Here is an 18,198-nt window from a genome sequence, read left to right as displayed (position 1 = left end):
GCCGGAATCAAAGCTATTCCAGCCGCCTACACCCGTATTCCCAAGCAACGCAAGCCATCCGGCGGTATAATCGCCTTCGGCTGAACTGAGGCTACCTGAAAACGCAAGCTGCAACAAAATTGGAGCGTAGCGAAGTTTCTGCCAAGCCAAGGCCTAATCCCATCTACATAGCGAGAATACCATGTCCCCAGCCCCCATCCGCACCGGCCGCGCCGCCGACCAACTGCGCCCCGTCAGCATCACCCCCCATTTCCTGCCGCATGCCGACGGCTCCGCCCTGATTGCCTGCGGCAACACCAAAGTGATTTGCACCGCCAGCATCGACGAATCCGTTCCGCCCTTTCTGCGCGGCAAAAACCAAGGCTGGGTAACCGCCGAATACGGCATGCTCCCCGCCTCCACCGCCAGCCGTATGCGCCGCGAAGCCGCCCAAGGCAAGCAGTCCGGCCGCACCCAGGAGATCCAACGCCTAATCGGCCGCTCCCTGCGTGCCGCCGTAGATTTGAGCCAGCTGGGCGAACGCCAAATCCTGATCGATTGCGACGTGATCCAAGCCGACGGCGGCACCCGCACCGCCAGCATCACCGGCGCATACGTCGCCCTGCATTTGGCCATTGGCAAGCTCTTGGCCGCGGGCAAACTCGCGCACAACCCGATCCGCGAAGCCGTGGCCGCCGTATCGCTCGGCATCGTCGGCGGCGTGCCCCTGCTTGATTTGGACTACCCTGAAGACTCCGGTTGCGATAGCGACATCAACCTCGTAATGACCGCCTCCGGTAACATCATCGAAATCCAAGGCACCGCCGAAGGCGATGCCTTTAGCCCCGCCGCACTCACCCAACTGCTCGCGCTCGGCCAAAAAGGCATCGTCGAGTTGCTGCAACACCAGCAGGCCGCCATTGCCGCCGCCGGATAAGGCTACCTGAAAGCCGGTTTAACGGCTCATCCATTGCAATTTCGGTGAAGCGGCGTTTTCAGGTAGCCCCAACACCGAACAGGCTACCTGAAAGTGCAGTATCAACGAAGTTATAGTGAATTAAATTTAAATCAGGACAAGGAGGCGAGCCGCAGACAGTACAGATAGTACGGCAAGGCGAGGCAACGCTGTACTGGTTTAAATTTAATTCACTATAAAACCACCTATAATCCAAACAAGAGAAACCCATGAAACTCTACACCAGCCCCACTTCCCCCTACGGCCGCCTTATCCTGCTTGCTGCCATGCCGCGGCATGATCTTGATTTCGAGATTGCCTATACTAATCCTTGGGAAAACCCCGCCGAGCTCCAAGCCCTCAACCCCTTCTCCCAAGTGCCCGTTCTGCAAATCGACAGCAACACCGTGATCGGCAACAGCCCGTTTATCTTGGATTTCCTGCTCGGCCACCCCCTGCGCACCGCCGAGCAAACCGCCACCGCCGCCTTTGCCTTCTCCCTGCTCGACCAGCTGGTGAAACTCTTCGGTCTGCAAAAATTCAAAGCCGAAAACACCCCCGACCACCCGCTCACCGAACGCGCCCGCGCCGCCTGCAGCCGAGGCCTAGCCGCTGCCCCGCAGCTGGATGCCGAGAGCGGCGATGTCGCCCACCTCGCGCTGGGCATGGCCTTGGTGTTCATGCAATACCGCCTGCCTGATTTGCAGCCCCACCTCAGCCCTGCCAACCAAAAGGCATTGGCACAATTTACCGCCCGCGCCGACGTGCGCGCCGTGTCGCCGGAAAACTTGGAAACCCGCCCCGCCACCTTGGCGCAGCTGCGGCAGAGCTTGGTTTAGTCATAGCCGTATTCCTGTCGGTACGGCAATAAGCTACCTGAAGCTAAATTTCCTGCTACGGTTTTTCAGGTAGCCTCTCTATCCGTTATCAAAACCATATCGGGAAACAAGAAAGGAAACTCAGTATGAACACCCCGCAAACCGCCATCATCCCGGAAACCATCACCGCCGCCATTTATATCGAGGCCGACGTGCGCGATGCGGCCAAAGTCAAAACCGCCTGCCGCGAAGTCCTCGCCGCGCTGGCCGACTGCCAAACCCGTTTCCCCGGCCACGAGTTGGGTATGACCATCGCCTTCGGTGCAGACTTCTGGCGCGATCTGAACCATAGCGGCGAAGGCGAAGAAATCCGCCCGTTCGTGCCGCTGGGCAACGGCCTGTGTCCGGCTACTCAGTGTGATGTGATGATCCATATCCAATCCACTCATACCGGCCTGAACTATTTGTTGGCAGAAAAAGTGCTGGCGGTTTTCGGGCAATCGCTTGAGGTGAAAAACGAAACCCACGGCTTCCGTATGCCGGAAGAGCGAGGGTTAGACGGCTTTGTGGACGGCACAGAAAACCCGCACGGCGACGAAGAAATCGCCTCCGTCGGCATCATTGCCGAAGGGAAAAGCGCGGGCGGCAGCTATGTGGTGCTGCAACAATACCTGCACGACCTGCAAAAATGGGATAGTATCAGCGTGAAGGAGCAGGAACAGTCCGTTGGCCGAAGTAAAGTCGATAACATCGAATTTGCCCGTGAAGACCGTTTGCCCGATTCGCACCTGGGCCGCACCAACATCAAGGAAAACGGCGTCGGCCTGAAAATCGTGCGCCGCAGCCTGCCTTTCGGCCAAGTGAGCGGCGAGCACGGCCTGCAATTCATCGCCTACAGCGCCAGCCTGCACAATATCGACGAACAACTGAAATTCATGTTCGGCGAAAAAGACGACAAAATCGACCTGCTGCTGAAACATATGTCTACCGCCAAGCGTAGTGCCTACTACTACGCGCCGAGCGTGGAGCGCTTGGCTGATCTGTGATGCTGCGGATTGGTTTGGTTGGTTGACAATACAAAGGCTACCTGAATTTCAGGTAGCCTTTAATTTGATAAGAATGTGGGGGCTATGTAGAAAAGGCTACCTGAAAACATTGCGGAACAGCGCCACGTTTGTTTCAGGTAGCCTTACTTCTCGCTATCAAGCAATCTAATTAATCAAACTGTTTCCTGATCAGCCGGCTTGCCGCGGGCCATTTTGCCGATGATGCTGCCGAGCACAATCCCGGCCAGGGCGAAGGGCAGCCACTCCAGCGAATAGGCTTTCAGCGGCAGTTGCTCGGTAAAGCCTGCGCCGGCCACGGAGAGGATGGAAACCGCGGTAGCCAGGCCGGTGGCGAGGCGGTGGGCAAGCAGGGGTATCGGGCGGATGAAGTTGTCGATAATCAGCAGCAGCAGGATGGTCATGGCAATCGGGTAGAGCACCATCAATACGGGCACCGATTTGCCGATAACGGCGCTCAAGCCTTGGTTGGCCAGGATGAAGCTCACGAGGGTTACGGCGATGACGTAGCTGCTGTAGCGGATGCGCGGGAACAGGCCGTAGAAGAATTCGCCCACGGCGGTCACCAAGCCGACCGAGGTGGTGAGGCAGGCGAGGGTAACGATGATGCCGAACAGGATACGGCCGAAGCTGCCGAAGGTTTGGTAGGCGGCGGTATTGAGCAGGAAGGAGCCGATGTCTTGCTGTTTGGCAGACAGGTCGGCCAGGGTGTCGGGCGACACGGGCAGACGGTTGCTCACCCAGGCCAGGCCGACATAAATAATAGCCAGCGATACGGCGGCGATGATGCCGGCCACAAAAGTTTGCTTCATCACCACTTGGTTATCGCGCTGATCCGCCGGCATTTTGGCCTTAATGGCGTTGATCACAATTACGGAAAAGGCCACGGAGGCAAGCACGTCCATGGTTTGGTAGCCACCGATAAAACCGGCCAAGAAGGCGGATTGGTCGCCAAAGTTGGCAGCCGGCATGGTGGGCGGATTGCCGTAGAGCCACCACACGGATTTGCCGATCAGGGCAAGGATGGCGATGAGCAGGGCAGGGGTGAGGATGGCGCCGATGCGCTCGACCATTTTGGAGGGGTTCAGGCTCAGCCACAGGGTGACGGCGTAGTAAACCACGGTGAAGGCGAGAAGCGAGGTGCGGCCGGCTTCACCGATAAAGGGCAACACGGCCATTTCGTAGGAGGTGGCGCCGGTGCGCGGGATGGCGAAGAAAGGGCCGATGGTGAGATAAATCGCCATCAGGAAAATGACGGCAAACCAAGGGTGGATGCGGGTGAGGGCGGTTTTGTAGCCGTTATGGTAGAAAGCGCTTACCACGATGCCTAACAGCGGCAGGCCGACGCCGGTGATTACGAAGCCGAGGAGGGTGCTCCAGAATTCGGGGCCGCTATTGAGGCCGAGGGTGGGCGGGAAAATCAGGTTGCCGGCGCCAAAAAAGATGGCGAACAGCATAAAGCCGATAATAAAGGTGTTCTTATTCATGAGTTTTCTAGCGGGCTGCTATTGCTTGTATAGAGCCGAGAGCCGAGGTAAAAAGGCGTTATGATACCGAATCAGCTGCTAAAGGGGTAGGGCGGTGAGGTAAATGGATTTTTACTTCGTTGAAGCCGATGTTTTCAGGTAGCCTCTTACCAGCTTGAGGCTACCTGAAAAAAGGGTTTATCTGAAACCTGGTTTGCATGGAGCAAGATATGTAAAACGCTTTATCCCGACAGCGGGAAACAGTATAATCTGACACTTTCGCCGACGAATTAACCCTTTCTTTCCTTGCGCTGATTTTATGCCGCTGCTGTCTATCGAATTTGCTGCCTTTTTCCTGTGCTTCTTCCCCGTTTATTGGCTGTTAGCCAAGCATCCGCGCTGGCAGAATTGGCTGTTGCTGTTTGCCGGTTTGGGTTGGCTGTGGCATTTGCACTGGGGCTTCGCTGTGGCGGTGTTGGTGTTTTCGCTGGGGGTTACGCTGATTGCGGCCGGTTTATCGCAAGGCAAAGCGCAGGCGGTTCGGCGCAGATGGCTCGCGGCAGGCGTGCTGTTGGCGGTGTTGAATTTGTCATTTTTCAAATATGTAGATTTCTTCCTGCCACTGTTGCAGCGCGGCGGGCAAGATGCGGCGTTGGGCATTTTGATGCCGCTGGGCATTTCCTACTACACCTTTCAAGGCGTGGCTTATTTGGTGTCGCTCTACCGCAATGAAGATGTGCGGCTCAAATGGCGCGAGCTTTTGCTGTATTTCAGCTTTTTCCCCACCATTACTTCCGGTCCGATTGCCCGTGCCGGCCAATTAAAAAGCATCTACGGCACAGACGGCGGCATGGCAGCGCAAATCCGCAGCGAACAGCCGCGCGTTATCATCCGCCCGGCATTGGCTATCGGCCTGATTGTGCTGGGTATCTGCAAAAAATGGTGGCTGGCCGGGGCGCTGGGCGGCAACTGGGTAGACCCGGTATTTGAAAATCCGCTGCAATACGATGCCATCACGGTGCTCACCGCGATGTATGGCTATACCGTTCAGCTGTTTATGGATTTTTCCGGGTACACCGATTTAGTGGTGGGCATGGCCATGCTGCTCGGCTTTCAGCTGCCGCAAAACTTCGCCATGCCGCTGCGCGCGTTTAATCTGCGCGACTTCTGGGACCGTTGGCACATCACGCTCTCCACTTGGATTCGCGACTACATCTATATCCCGCTGGGCGGCAGCCGCAAAGGCTGGTGGCGCACGCAAATCAATTTGATGATTGCCATGCTGCTCTCCGGCATTTGGCACGGCCACGGCTGGAATTTTTTGCTGTGGGGCGCGTTGCACGGCGTGGTGCTGGTCGGGCTGAATATCGGCGACAAGATTTTGGGCGGGCGAGAGAAATTATCCGGCTCATCCCGCTTTGGCAAGCTAGTGGCAGTGCTGTTTACCGTAAACTTCGTCTGCCTCTCCTTCGTGGTATTCCGCACTGCCAGTCTGGCTGATGCCGGGCTGATGTTCCGTTCGTTGTTCGGTGGTGGCGGCAGCGGCGTACCGGAGTTTGAAACCCTGCTGGTACTGGGTGCAATGGTGTTTGCGCTGGCTGCATATGGCCTCTTGGCCAAGCTGTTTAATGGTGCAGTGGCATTGTTGGAACGCCTGCCGATGTGGACATGGCCGCTGCCGATGGGCGCTGCGATGTGGCTGCTGATGGTGTTTGCTCCTTCCGGCATCCCCGGCTTTATGTATGCTAACTTTTAATAACTATAATAATAAGAAAGGATTAAGCAGTCATGAATCCCAGTAAAGCCAAGCGCAGAGCCAATAAGCACAAACACCGCGATCAAGCTGCCCGCCGTAAATTGAGCGTGGAAAAACGCCCAGAGCAGTTGGAGTTGCCGGTATCGATGCCGGAGCAAGTTGCAGCCAAACCCGAATCGCAGGCTAAGGCCGCAGCCCAACAGAAAACTAAACCTGCAGCCAAAGCGGCTAAAGCTGAGACTATATCGTCCTCTCGTTTTCAGGTAGCCTCAGGCCAAACAACCAGAGCAGGGCATAAAGCGCCACAGCGTAAACCAAAATCTGCGCAATATGCTACCGTACGGCCGGCCAAAACCGCCCGCCCCGTAGCAGATGCTGCCAGTCTGTCCAGTCCAGCATCGGATAAACAAAACAAGCCTGCTTCGCCGGTGTGGCGGCTATATGTGGCCATGCTGCTTACTGCGCTGCTCACGGTGTGGTTCAGCCAAGATTCCATCAATGCCTATTGGCAACAAACCTACCACCGCGCCAGCCCCTTGGAAAAATTAAACGACTACGGCTGGTGGCGCAGTGGCAGCCATTGGCAACAGGCTGCTCTAGAGCGGCACGAGGCCGCCTTAAGCTGGCTGGAAACCAAAAATGAAAGCTGGCGCCAGCAGCATACCGCCGAGCATGCGCCACCGAGTATAGTAGTATTGCCTACTGAACCTACCGTGCCTTCTGAGGCTGAGGCTAAGCCTGCTTCTGCGCCAGTTGTAGCGCAAAACACTGCGTCCAAACCGCTGCCGGAGCGCGTGCAGCTTTCGGCTGGCGACAAAGTATTTTTTGCCGGCGATTCTATGATGGAAGGCGTAGCGCCGCATGTACAAAGATGGTTGAGCAGCCAATACGGCATCGATTCGCTCAACCTCAGCCGCCAAAGCACCGGGCTGTCCTATCCCAGCTTCTTCGACTGGCCGGCTACTATAGAAAAAACCTTGCGGGAAGATCAAAAAATCAGGTTGCTGGTGGTGTTCCTGGGGCCGAACGACCCTTGGGATTTCCCCAATCCCGAACCGGGCACTCGAGGCTACCTGAAATTCCAAAGCCCAGAATGGGAACAGGTGTACCGACAGCGTATCGAACGCATTGTGACAGCCGCCAAGGCTGCCGATGTGCAGATTATTTGGCTGGGCGTGCCGCTGATGAAGAGCAGCCGACTCAATGCCCAAATGCGCTACCTAGACAGCCTGTTTGCCAGCGAGCTGGCCGGGAAAACCATCTGGCTGCCCACCGATAAAATCATGGGCGGCGAAGACGGGCAATACCGCGACAGCATCATCATCAACGGGCAAACCGTCCGCTTGCGCAGCAAAGACGGTATTCATTTCACCATAAAGGGACAACAGTTTCTGGCCGACCAGATAGCAGGCCGTATCGACTACCGACCTGCCAATGCCGTTGCGCCAGCCACCCCTGCCGCCTCCGAAACCGTGATGGCGAGTGGAAAATCATAATTGAAGGATAGCTAGAGTAATGTTGTTTTCCAAAAAAGGCCGCAAGCTGGCCTTGATGACCGCCTGCCTGCTCGCCTGCCAGGCCTGCAGCGCCGAAACCGCCGCCCAAGGCACGCCTGAAAAAGCCGAGCTTACTAACTACGGCAGCTGGCAGCCTGTGTGGCTCGACAAGCTGCAACGGCTTAACCGTGGCGGCGACGTGAAATTCCGTATCATCCAGCTGGGCGACTCCCATACCGCCGGCGACTACTTTACCAACGAATTGCGCACCCGTTTGCAGCAGCAGTGGGGCGATGGCGGCATCGGCTGGGTGTATCCCAACACCGTATCCGGCCAGCGTAATGCCCAAGTGCTGCATAGCAGCAGCGGTTGGCAGGTGTTGAGCAACCGCAATGCCCGTGCCGATTTTCCGCTGGGCGGCATTCTCAACCGCTCCTCCGGCGGCGGTGGCAGCGTAACCGTTAATCCACGCACCCCCATCGGCGAAGCCCAGCAGATCACCATCACTGCCCGCCCCGTGTTTGCCGACAGCGAGCTCAAAGTACACGATTCGCAAGGCAGCCAAGTTGCCTCTCTGCCCAACCTCGGCAGTAACGCTTGGCAGTATTTCTCCTTCACCTCCCGGCTGCCGCTCAGTTACCGCGCCCAAGCCGGCGATATTTGGGAAATCGGCCACATCAACATTGAAAACAACCGCCCCGGTGTAATCGTATCCGCCATGGGCATCAACGGCTCGCAGCTCTCGCAATGGAGCGGCTGGCGTGCCGATTGGCAGCAGGATTTGTCTGCCACCCAAGCTGATTTGGTTATCCTGGCCTACGGTACCAACGAAGCGTTTAACAGCCACCTCGATATGGTGCAAACCAAGCGTATTTGGGCCGATACCATCCACAAAATCCGCGAAGCGCTGCCCGGTGCCGGCATCCTGATTATCGGCGCACCCGAGTCGCTTAAAGGGCGGCATGGCCAATGCGGCCAACGCCCGCCTTATCTGGATGCCATGCAGCAAATGCAACGCGACGTAGCACAGCAGGAGCAAATCCTGTATTGGTCATGGCAGGCCGCCATGGGCGGTGCGTGTAGTATGAAAAGCTGGATGGCACAAGGTTTAGGCGCGCGCGACGGTGTACACTTCACCGCCCAAGGCTACCAAACCGCTGCCGGCAAGCTGGCCGACGACCTCATCAAACTGGCTAATAAATAACCCGCCACACCGATTTCAGGTAGCCTCAGATAAGAGGCTACCTGAAAGCCAATTAACAAGTTAATTGCAGTTCAATCAATCCGGTGTAACCCAAGCAATATTTTCAGGTAGCCTGCAATACATCCAAGGCTACCTGAAAATACAATAGGCCAATTACCCATTCGCTACGGAGCCCAACCATGCCGAAACGCCAAGACATTATCCGCTGGTGCAACGAATTCTTGCGCACTGCCGAATTCCACGACTATGCCCCCAACGGCCTGCAGGTGGAAGGGCGGGAAGAGGTACGCAAAATCGTGTGTGCCGTTACCGCCAGCCAGGCTGCCATCGATTATGCCGTGGTGCAGAATGCCGATATGCTCCTGGTGCACCACGGCCTGTTTTGGAAAAGCGAGCCGATTACCATTACCGGCTGGAAACACCGCCGCATCGCCACACTTATCCGGCACAACATCAATATGGTCGGTTATCACCTGCCGCTCGATGCCCACCCTGAACTGGGTAATAACGCTCAGCTGGCAGTACGCATGGGGTGGCACATAGAAGGCCAAGCCGGTGAGCAAAACCTACTTATGTTCGGCACACCAGAGGCAGAGGCAGACGGCAATGCGCTGCTGGCTAACCTGGCTGAACGTTTGGGGCGCCAACCGGTATCTGCCGGTGATTTGTCGCGACCGGTGCGTAAGCTGGCTTGGTGTACCGGCGGGGCACAGGGCTTTTTCCAACAGGCAATCGATATGGGCGCAGATGCCTTCGTTACCGGCGAGATTTCTGAAGCGCAATATCATTTGGCGCAGGAAAATGGCGTGCTGTTTGTGAGTGCCGGCCACCATGCTACCGAACGTTACGGCATCCAAGCGCTGTCGGCACGGCTGCAACAAGAGTGGCCGCTGGAATGCTTGTTCTTTGATGAAGATAATCCGGCTTGAGTTGAACTGGGCAGTGTAATCTTTACATTTTGTTTTTCAGGTAGCCTTTGGCTGTATTTTTATCATGTGAATAAGCTGTTGCATTGTTGCACTTATGCCCACGCAACCTGCCGTGGTAAGACAAATCTTTACTTTATTTCAAATATTGCTTTAAGTGTTGATTTAGATTAAGGTAAAATCACGCCGCTGCGTTATTGGCAGCATTGAGGCCTTTGCAAAGTTTACCGCCCTGCGGTGCCACAACGGCTGTTGTGCAAAGGCCTCAGTATTTCGGATTTTCAGAGTATTAGGATGATTGAGTAATGACTAACCAAGAAATCAATCAGGAACGGCGGCGCTTTTTAGTGCTGGCCACTGCCGGCGCCGCCGGCGTGGGCGCACTAGGGGTAGCCACGCCTTTCGTTGCCAGCTTTTTCCCTTCGGAAAAGGCTAAAGCGGCCGGTGCGCCGATCGACATCGATGTGAGCAAAATCGAAGCCGGCCAGTTGGTTACCGCCGAATGGCGCGGCAAACCAATCTGGGTGCTCAACCGCACCGAGCAGCAGTTGAAGGATTTGCCTTCCTTAAACGCTGAATTGGTCGATCCCTCCTCCACTGCTGCCGACCAGCAGCCGGAATACTGCCAAAACGAACTGCGCTCCATTAAAGGCAAAGATAATATCTGGGTGGCCATCGGTATTTGTACCCACTTGGGTTGCTCGCCCACTTTCCGTCCCGACCTCGCTCCTGCCGATTTGGGTGCGAACTGGAAGGGCGGTTTCTTCTGCCCCTGCCACGGCTCCAAATTCGACTTGGCCGGCCGCGTGTTCAAAGGCGTGCCAGCACCGTCCAATCTGGTGATTCCTCCTTATAAATACCTGTCTGAAACCACCATCCGTGTGGGCGAAGACGGCTGATACCGGGGAACAAATCATGACCAATCAAACCAATAATAAAGCCAAAGCATTGCTCGATTGGGTGGACGCGCGTTTCCCCCTTTCTAGAATGATGAAGGAACACGTAACCGAATATTACGCACCGAAAAACTTCAATTTTTGGTATTTCTTCGGTTCGCTGGCCTTGCTGGTGCTGGTGATTCAAATTGTCAGCGGCATCTTCCTCACCATGAACTACAAGCCAGACGGTAACTTGAACCAATACCATCTGCCTGCTGCGTTTACCGCAGTGGAATACATCATGCGCGATGTGTCCGGCGGCTGGATTATCCGCTATATGCACTCTACCGGCGCCTCGATGTTCTTCATCGTGGTGTATCTGCACATGTTCCGCGGCCTGATTTACGGCTCGTTCAAAAAACCACGCGAACTCGTGTGGGTGTGCGGCGCGCTGATTTTCCTCGCCCTGATGGCAGAGGCCTTTATGGGCTACCTGCTGCCTTGGGGCCAAATGTCGTTTTGGGGTGCGCAGGTAATCATTAATCTGTTCGGCGCCATCCCCGTAATCGGCCCGGATTTGTCCACTTGGATTCGCGGCGACTTTAACGTTTCCGACGTTACGCTCAACCGCTTCTTCGCCTTGCACGTGATTGCTGTGCCGCTGGTGCTGGTTGGCCTGGTGGTGGCACATCTGATTGCACTGCATGAAGTGGGTTCCAACAACCCAGACGGCGTGGAAATTAAAAAGCTGAAAGATGAAAACGGTATCCCGCTCGACGGCATCCCTTTCCATCCGTATTACACCGTGAAAGACATTTTGGGCGTGGTGGTATTCCTAATTGTATTCTGCTCCATCATGTTCTTTGCCCCTGAAGGCGGTGGCTACTTCCTCGAAGCCCCCAACTTCGATCCGGCCAACTCGCTGAAAACCCCGGCACACATTGCTCCGGTGTGGTATTTCACTCCGTTCTACGCCATTTTGCGCGCCATCCCCTCGTTTGCCGGCACGCAGGTGTGGGGTGTGATCGGCATGGGTGCGGCAGTGATTCTGATTGCCCTCCTGCCTTGGCTTGATCGCTCGCCGGTGAAATCCGTGCGCTACCGCAACACCACCTTCAAAACCATGCTGGTGCTGTTCCTGATTGCCTTCATCGGTTTAGGTATTCTCGGTGCGCAAGTGGCTACTGATCTCAGAACAGAAATTGCCCAATCGTTCACGATTTTCTATTTCCTGTTCTTCCTCGGCATGCCGATTTACACCAGCCCTGAGCGTCCGAGCCTGGCTGCGTTTAAACAGCAGCTGCGCTCTCGTCCATTGGCTGCGCTGTTTGCCGCAGGCTGGGTGGGCGGCGTGATGCTGATTGCAGTGCTGGTGAGTATTTACGATCTATACCTGCTTGCTCGCCTGTTTTTCGCCGACCCGTTCCAAATTCAAACCCTGCTGATCCGTGTGTTCTCAGTACTGTATATGGCCTTCTTCTTTGTTGGCACGCTGCTGAATACCAAGCTGAATGCGGATCAAGCAGTGCCGGAACGTGTAACCATGAGCACTACCCGCCAAAAAATCATGTTCTTTGTGTATGCAGCCATTACATTGGCGGGTGCGTATCTGTTTGCCAACAGCATTTAACAGGAGCGGCGAAATGAAAAAACAATGGAAAAACTGGCTGGCCGCGCTGATGTTGGCCTTGCCGCTAAGTGCCAACGCCTCCGGCGGCGGCCACTACGAACATGTAGATATCGACTTGGGCGACCAAGTGAGCCTGCAACGCGGCGCACAAATTTTCGCCAACTACTGCCTTTCCTGCCATTCGGCCAGCGGCATGCGCTACAACCGCTTGCAGGACTTGGGCTTGAGTGAAGACGAAATCCGCAAAAATCTGATGTTCACCACCGATAAAACCGGCGATGTGATGCAGTCTGCCATGAATCCGGAAGATGCCAAACGCTGGTTTGGTGCCGAGCCGCCGGATTTAACCCTGATTGCCCGTTCGCGCGGTGCGGATTACCTCTACGCCTATTTGCGTGGCTTCTACAAAGACCCGAGTCGCCCAACCGGCTGGAACAACCTGGTGTTCGACAAAGTCGGCATGCCGCACCCCTTGTGGGAGCAGCAGGGTATCCGCGCAGTGGAGCTCGACAGCAAAGGCCAGCCCGTAATGGTGAAAGACGAACACGGCAACCTGGTGCCCAAGCTGTATTGGGAAGCCACCGGCCTGCATAGCCGCCGCCTGCCTAACGGCGAAGTGAGCGCCAAAGAGTTCGACCGCTACGCCAAAGACCTCGTTGCCTATCTGGTGTATATGGGCGAACCCGCGCAGCTGCAACGCAAACAAATCGGCTACGGCGTGTTGCTGTTCCTGTTTGCCATCATGCTGCCGTTGGCCTACTTCCTGAAAAAGGAATACTGGAAAGACGTGCACTAAGCAGTACCGCATCAAGAAACGCAGGTTGGCAACAGCCTGCGTTTTTGTTCGTGAGAAAAGGCTACCTGAAAAACCAGAACGGCAGTTTGGTTTCAGCTAGTCTCAAACCAGTTCAGGCTACCTGAAATCGTAAACCATCAGCCAAGCAAGCTAAAGGCTGAATAACGGTATCCACCAAAGTGCCTGATATACTAAATACCTCAAATCACAGCAGCCATATTCCAGCTAGCCTTCAAGCAATTCAGGCTACCTGAAACTTCACCAAAGAGCCACCGAATGCAAGACCTCATCGAAGAAGCCTACCGGCTGTTCGCCCCTTATACGGTTCATTTCCCACTCAACATCTGCACCTGCGCATGCTGCATGCCCGAAGACTGCCAGCACGAGCTGTTAAGTTATCGGCTGCGCGAGATTCCCGCTAACAACTTGGCCGGCTATTTGGGCAGTGTACCGCTGGCAGACGAAGCCGCCACAGCGCGCGATATGAAGCATTTCCTGCCGCGCATTTTGCAGGCCTTGGTAAACGATGAAGATGTGCGTTCTCTCGATGAAATGCTGCTCGACAAATTGCGCTGCGACCTGCCTGAATGCTGGCTGGAAGATGAAATCCGCTGGCTACACCGTTTTGCTGCCGCCTGGTTTGCACACCAAATCGCTGCTCCACGCTACGAAGGCTGCCTGTCCACGTGGCTCGTCATGTTCCACTTTGCAGGTCTCGACGTAACCGATGAGCTACTCGCCCTGTGGACGAAATCTGCTTCTGAAACCAACGCCCTGCGCGAATTTATCAGCCTGTATCTGACCATACCCTATGGCGCAAACGAACCAGACTGGGATAAAGCCTGTTATCTCCCCGACCATCGCCCGCATCGTGAGCATCTAGTCACCAAACTTTCCGTCTGGTTCGCCGCCCCGCACACCCGTGCCACCTTTCGCCACGCTTTTGAGCAAGCCTTGCTGGCCGGCCGCGAAAAGCCGGAAGAAACCCTGCTGTGGGAGCAATGCTACGACTGGCTGGCTTGAAGGCTACCTGAAAACCAAGCGAGCAATTTGCGCTGTATAGTGTTCGCGTTGCTGTAACTTTGCCCGATGAGCCTTTTTCAACCAATCTTTAGCTTGCTTCCGGAGTAGGGCGGCGTTGCCACTCTGCCTGCTGCTGAAAGGCATCTGTTGAATACAAAGCAAATTCGTCATCTACTCTAGAAAAGGCTACCTGAACCCCATCGCCGCTGTTTTCAGGTAGCCTTTCCTCCACCCGCCAAAGGCTAGTTGCAATCTGTCGTCTGGTTTTGGCTGGCTTTCAGGTAGCCTGCTTATTGTGCGCTATAATCCCGCTGTTTTCATTTCACAAAAACGGTTGCCCAAATGCGCAAAACCCTTCTCCTCGTTGACGGCTCTTCTTATCTTTACCGCGCGTATCATGCAATGGCGCAATTGACCGCGCCTGACGGTGCGCCGACGGGCGCGCTTTACGGCGTGTTGAACATGTTGCGCCGTCTGCGGGCGGATTATGTGCATGATTATTGCGCGGTGGTGTTTGATGCGAAGGGCAAGAATTTCCGCCACGAGATGTTCCCCGACTATAAGGCGACGCGCCCGCCGATGCCGGACGATTTGCGCCCGCAGGCGGAAGCCTTGCCGGATTTGGTGCGGCTGATGGGCTGGCCGGTGTTGGTCATTCCGCAAGTGGAGGCGGACGACGTTATCGGCACGCTGGCGGCGATGGCAGGCGAAGCAGGTTGGAATGTGGTGGTGTCCACCGGCGATAAGGACATGGCGCAGCTGGTGAACGAGCGCGTAACGCTGGTGAACACGATGAGCGGCGAAACGCTGGACATTGAAGGCGTGAAGGAGAAATTCGGCGTGCGCCCCGACCAAATCCGTGATTATCTCGCGCTGATGGGCGACAAGGTGGACAATGTGCCGGGCGTGGAGAAGTGCGGCCCGAAAACAGCGGTGAAGTGGCTGGAAGCCTACGGCTCGCTGGCTGGTGTGATGGAGCACGCTGCGGAAATCAAGGGCAAGGTCGGCGAAAACCTGCAAGCCGCGCTGCCCCAACTGCCGCTGTCGTATGATTTGGTGACGATTAAAACCGATGTGGACTTGCATTCGGAGCTTTCAGACGGCCTCGAAAGCCTGCGCCGCACTTCGCCGAAATGGTCGCAGCTTGCGGTCGATTTCAAACGCTGGGGCTTCCGCACTTGGCTGAAAGAAGCGGAAAGCCGTATGCACGAAGCGGCGGACGGCGATTTGTTCGGCAGCGATACGATAGGCGAACAGGCGGCGTTGGACATGGAAACGTCGTCTGAAAGGCTACCTGAAAAAGCCGTTGCACCCGAAAAGCTGGATTATCAAGCCGTTACCACCGAAGCGCAGTTTGCCGCTTTGTTGGACAAACTGTCGCAGGCGGGCAAAATCGGCATTGATACAGAAACCACTTCCCTAGACGCGATGAACGCCGCGCTGGTCGGCATCAGCATCGCATTCCAAGCAGGCGAAGCGGTTTACATCCCCGTAGGTCACAGCCTGACCGCCGCGCCTGAACAGCTTGATTTGCAGGACGTATTAGGTCGTCTGAAACCGCATTTGGAAAACCCCGCCCTGAAAAAAATCGGGCAAAACCTCAAATATGATCAACACGTTTTCGCCAACTACGGCATCGCCCTGAACGGCATTGCCGGCGACGCCATGCTCGCTTCCTACATCATCGAGAGTCATCTCGGACACGGTTTGGACGAATTGTCCGAACGCTGGCTCGGTTTGGAAACCATTACCTACGAATCGCTATGTGGCAAAGGCGCGAAGCAAATCGGTTTTGCCGACGTCGCCATCGAGCAGGCAACCGAATACGCAGCCCAAGACGCCGATTTCGCCCTGCGCCTCGACGCGCACCTGCGCGCGCAGATGGACGCCAAACAGCTTGAAATGTATGAAAAAATGGAGCTGCCCGTCGCGCAGGTATTGTTTGAAATGGAACGCAACGGTGTGCAAATCGACCGCGCCGAACTCGCCCGCCAAAGTGCGGAACTCGGCGCCGAGCTGATGAAGCTCGAACAGGAAGCCTATGCCGCCGCAGGCCAGCCGTTCAACCTCAACTCGCCCAAACAGCTGCAAGAAATCCTGTTCGACAAAATGGGCATCCCCACCAAAGGCCTGAAAAAAACCGCCAAAGGCGGCATCTCCACCAACGAAGCCGTGCTCGAACAGCTCGCGCCCGACTACCCCTTGCCCAAAATCATCTTGCAAAACCGCAGCCTGGCGAAACTCAAATCCACCTACACCGACAAACTGCCCGAAATGATCTCCCCCAAAGACGGCCGTGTGCATACCACCTACGCCCAAGCCGTCGCCATTACCGGCCGCCTCGCCAGCAACAACCCCAACCTGCAAAACATCCCCATCCGCACCGCCGAAGGCCGCCGCGTGCGTCGCGCCTTCACCGCACCGCAAGGCAGCGTCATCGTTTCCGCCGACTATTCCCAAATCGAGCTGCGCATCATGGCGCACCTCTCCGGCGACAAAACCCTCATCGCCGCATTCCAAAACGGCGAAGACGTACACCGCCGCACTGCCGCCGAAGTATTCGGCATCGCCCCCGAAAACGTCTCGCCCGAACAACGCCGCTACGCCAAAACCATCAACTTCGGCCTCATTTACGGCATGGGCCAATACGGCCTCGCGAAATCATTGGGCATAGACAACCTGTCCGCCAAAACCTTCATCGACCGCTACTTCGCCCGCTACCCCGGCGTCGCCGAATACATGCAGCGCACCAAAGAACAAGCCGCCGCGCAAGGCTACGTCGAAACCCTGTTCGGCCGCCGCCTCTACCTGCCCGACATCCGCAACAAAAACGCCAACGCCCGCGCCGGAGCCGAACGCGCCGCCATCAACGCCCCCATGCAAGGCACCGCCTCCGACCTCATCAAACGCGCCATGATAGACGTATCCCGCTGGCTTTCAGACGACCTCTTACAAAGCAAACTGATTATGCAGGTGCATGACGAACTGGTGTTGGAAGTACCCGAAGCCGAGCTGGATTTAGTGAAAGAGAAACTGCCGCAAATTATGGCGAAAGTGGATGAGGGGATGTTGAACGTGCCGCTGGTGGCTGAAGTGGGCGTGGGGATGAATTGGGAAGAGGCGCATTGAGATGAATAGAGATTGAGGTATAAAAACATGGCAGGAAAAAGGCAACACTATATTCCGCAATTCCTACAAAGAGGGTTCACGATTGAAAAAAATGGAGCAAAAACTTGGGTGGCTAGAGTAGATAGAAATCCATATCAATCGAATATACAAAATGTTGGTGTGGAAGGATATTTCTATACAAAAGAAAATAATATAATTGTTGATGAACTTATAACCAAAGAAGAGGAGATAATATCAAAAACAGTTAATAGCTTAAAAAAATATGATAATAATACCCCTGTATCTGGAGAAGTGGCTGCTAAATTAGTTGCCCACTTTGAAATTAGAAATAGAAGCCTAAGGGTAAATTTTTCCCAAGCTATAAAAAATATAGTCCAAGCTATTTCTGATACTTTTGAAAATAAGACTTTATTTTATGATTATTTAGTTAGGAAAATAAAAAGAGATAGAAAATTTATTAAAGATATAATTGATAAGGTTCAGATTTCAAATAAACAAAAGAAAATATTGACAAGAACTATTCAAAAAGATCCAAATTTATTGCTTTATTATCTGCCCGATAGCGTTATGTCTATAATGGCTACACAGTTGAGGCAGGAATTTTCTTCACAAATTATAAATAACAAAATAAAAGAAATACATTTAAAAACACTAAAAGAAACAATTGCACCAGAGGAGAAGATTAATATTTTTTCTAGGCTAAATTTTAGAATTATTAAGACAAAAGAGATATTAATTTTAGGAGATTCTATTGTTGTATTTATAAACTCATTAGGTATACAAAAGCCGTTTTATGATAAAGATGATAAGATACGATTACTTGTTATGCCTTTAGATAGTAATACTTACTTGATTGGTTCAAGTGATAGAAGTCATGAGTATTCAATCGAAGAAATTAGGAATTTTATTTCTTCTTGTTCATTAGAGTTTTTTATATCATCAGACAAGGATATTGCAGAAAAATATTGTAAACAGATAGGATCATTTGCTAGTATTTTATCAAGATGTCAAGCAGACTCGATTATAAGAGAAGTTTTAAATGAATAGGATATACTGGATTTAATAGTAAAGTCTCCTT

Annotated in this window: 14 protein-coding genes; 13 read left to right on the top strand and 1 reads right to left on the bottom strand. The window is 54.4% G+C overall.

Annotation, left to right across the window (positions count from 1 at the left end; all coding sequences use genetic code 11):
* The first annotated feature begins 181 nt into the window (after positions 1-181).
* From rph to HMPREF2541_RS00835, 3 genes are all read left to right on the top strand, one after another.
* Positions 182-916: a ribonuclease PH gene (gene rph / locus HMPREF2541_RS00845; protein ID WP_035580064.1), complete on the top strand. Its 735-nt coding sequence runs from the start codon at positions 182-184 to the stop codon at positions 914-916.
* 248 nt (positions 917-1,164) lie between these two features.
* Positions 1,165-1,773, top strand: a complete 609-nt coding sequence (locus HMPREF2541_RS00840) for a glutathione S-transferase family protein (RefSeq protein ID WP_003822643.1) — start codon at positions 1,165-1,167, stop codon at positions 1,771-1,773.
* A gap of 125 nt (positions 1,774-1,898) precedes the next feature.
* Entirely contained in the window at positions 1,899-2,798 is a 900-nt protein-coding gene (locus tag HMPREF2541_RS00835; protein WP_049258758.1) for a Dyp-type peroxidase, read from the top strand.
* Positions 2,799-2,971: 173 nt separating this feature from the next.
* Here the strand turns inward: HMPREF2541_RS00835 and brnQ are convergent, their stop codons facing one another.
* Positions 2,972-4,303, bottom strand: a complete 1,332-nt coding sequence (gene brnQ / locus HMPREF2541_RS00830) for a branched-chain amino acid transport system II carrier protein (RefSeq protein ID WP_003822646.1) — start codon at positions 4,301-4,303, stop codon at positions 2,972-2,974.
* 298 nt (positions 4,304-4,601) lie between these two features.
* Here brnQ and HMPREF2541_RS00825 point away from each other — a divergent pair, with 298 nt between their 5' ends.
* The 10 genes from HMPREF2541_RS00825 to HMPREF2541_RS00780 all read left to right on the top strand — a co-directional run bounded on the left by HMPREF2541_RS00825 (position 4,602) and on the right by HMPREF2541_RS00780 (position 18,167).
* Positions 4,602-6,038, top strand: a complete 1,437-nt coding sequence (locus HMPREF2541_RS00825; RefSeq protein WP_003822647.1) for an MBOAT family O-acyltransferase — start codon at positions 4,602-4,604, stop codon at positions 6,036-6,038.
* A 449-nt stretch (positions 6,039-6,487) separates the two neighbouring features.
* Positions 6,488-7,534, top strand: coding sequence for an SGNH/GDSL hydrolase family protein (locus HMPREF2541_RS00820; protein ID WP_141744159.1), 1,047 nt, complete (start codon positions 6,488-6,490; stop codon positions 7,532-7,534).
* Between the two features lie 19 nt (positions 7,535-7,553).
* Positions 7,554-8,738, top strand: a complete 1,185-nt coding sequence (locus HMPREF2541_RS00815; protein ID WP_003822651.1) for an SGNH/GDSL hydrolase family protein — start codon at positions 7,554-7,556, stop codon at positions 8,736-8,738.
* Between the two features lie 179 nt (positions 8,739-8,917).
* On the top strand, positions 8,918-9,667 hold the full coding sequence (locus tag HMPREF2541_RS00810; RefSeq protein ID WP_003822652.1) for a Nif3-like dinuclear metal center hexameric protein: 750 nt from the start codon (positions 8,918-8,920) through the stop codon (positions 9,665-9,667).
* A 302-nt stretch (positions 9,668-9,969) separates the two neighbouring features.
* Positions 9,970-10,563 carry a ubiquinol-cytochrome c reductase iron-sulfur subunit gene (gene petA, locus HMPREF2541_RS00805; RefSeq protein WP_003822653.1) on the top strand — a complete coding sequence of 198 codons (594 nt, stop codon included), beginning with the start codon at positions 9,970-9,972 and terminating at the stop codon, positions 10,561-10,563.
* 16 nt (positions 10,564-10,579) lie between these two features.
* Entirely contained in the window at positions 10,580-12,172 is a 1,593-nt protein-coding gene (locus HMPREF2541_RS00800; protein ID WP_049258763.1) for a cytochrome b, read from the top strand.
* A gap of 13 nt (positions 12,173-12,185) precedes the next feature.
* Complete coding sequence (locus HMPREF2541_RS00795; protein ID WP_049258764.1) at positions 12,186-12,968, top strand: cytochrome c1; 783 nt, start codon at positions 12,186-12,188, stop codon at positions 12,966-12,968.
* A 276-nt stretch (positions 12,969-13,244) separates the two neighbouring features.
* The gene (locus HMPREF2541_RS00790; RefSeq protein ID WP_003822657.1) at positions 13,245-13,991 is read left to right on the top strand and encodes a hypothetical protein; all 747 of its coding nucleotides are present in this window, start codon (positions 13,245-13,247) and stop codon (positions 13,989-13,991) included.
* Between the two features lie 342 nt (positions 13,992-14,333).
* Complete coding sequence (gene polA, locus HMPREF2541_RS00785; protein WP_070541281.1) at positions 14,334-17,120, top strand: DNA polymerase I; 2,787 nt, start codon at positions 14,334-14,336, stop codon at positions 17,118-17,120.
* A gap of 27 nt (positions 17,121-17,147) precedes the next feature.
* A complete protein-coding gene (locus HMPREF2541_RS00780) occupies positions 17,148-18,167 on the top strand; it encodes a DUF4238 domain-containing protein (RefSeq protein ID WP_070541279.1) in 1,020 nt (339 codons plus the stop codon).
* The last annotated feature ends 31 nt before the right edge of the window (positions 18,168-18,198 follow it).

Source organism: Eikenella sp. HMSC061C02 (assembly GCF_001809035.1).
Taxonomy (GTDB): domain Bacteria; phylum Pseudomonadota; class Gammaproteobacteria; order Burkholderiales; family Neisseriaceae; genus Eikenella; species Eikenella corrodens.
This window is presented reverse-complemented; position numbering and strand designations above follow the sequence as displayed.

What these genes read in the sequence shown, in the direction of transcription:
- HMPREF2541_RS00840 (WP_003822643.1), top strand. Translation starts at nt 1,165, where the DNA reads ATGAAACTCTACACCAGCCCCACTTCCCCCTACGGCCGCCTTATCCTG.
- HMPREF2541_RS00810 (WP_003822652.1), top strand. Translation starts at nt 8,918, where the DNA reads ATGCCGAAACGCCAAGACATTATCCGCTGGTGCAACGAATTCTTGCGC.
- HMPREF2541_RS00795 (WP_049258764.1), top strand. Translation starts at nt 12,186, where the DNA reads ATGAAAAAACAATGGAAAAACTGGCTGGCCGCGCTGATGTTGGCCTTG.
- polA (WP_070541281.1), top strand. Translation starts at nt 14,334, where the DNA reads ATGCGCAAAACCCTTCTCCTCGTTGACGGCTCTTCTTATCTTTACCGC.
- HMPREF2541_RS00780 (WP_070541279.1), top strand. Translation starts at nt 17,148, where the DNA reads ATGGCAGGAAAAAGGCAACACTATATTCCGCAATTCCTACAAAGAGGG.
- HMPREF2541_RS00835 (WP_049258758.1), top strand. Translation starts at nt 1,899, where the DNA reads ATGAACACCCCGCAAACCGCCATCATCCCGGAAACCATCACCGCCGCC.
- brnQ (WP_003822646.1), bottom strand. Translation starts at nt 4,303, where the DNA reads ATGAATAAGAACACCTTTATTATCGGCTTTATGCTGTTCGCCATCTTT.
- HMPREF2541_RS00800 (WP_049258763.1), top strand. Translation starts at nt 10,580, where the DNA reads ATGACCAATCAAACCAATAATAAAGCCAAAGCATTGCTCGATTGGGTG.
- HMPREF2541_RS00790 (WP_003822657.1), top strand. Translation starts at nt 13,245, where the DNA reads ATGCAAGACCTCATCGAAGAAGCCTACCGGCTGTTCGCCCCTTATACG.
- petA (WP_003822653.1), top strand. Translation starts at nt 9,970, where the DNA reads ATGACTAACCAAGAAATCAATCAGGAACGGCGGCGCTTTTTAGTGCTG.
- rph (WP_035580064.1), top strand. Translation starts at nt 182, where the DNA reads ATGTCCCCAGCCCCCATCCGCACCGGCCGCGCCGCCGACCAACTGCGC.
- HMPREF2541_RS00825 (WP_003822647.1), top strand. Translation starts at nt 4,602, where the DNA reads ATGCCGCTGCTGTCTATCGAATTTGCTGCCTTTTTCCTGTGCTTCTTC.
- HMPREF2541_RS00815 (WP_003822651.1), top strand. Translation starts at nt 7,554, where the DNA reads ATGTTGTTTTCCAAAAAAGGCCGCAAGCTGGCCTTGATGACCGCCTGC.
- HMPREF2541_RS00820 (WP_141744159.1), top strand. Translation starts at nt 6,488, where the DNA reads ATGCTGCTTACTGCGCTGCTCACGGTGTGGTTCAGCCAAGATTCCATC.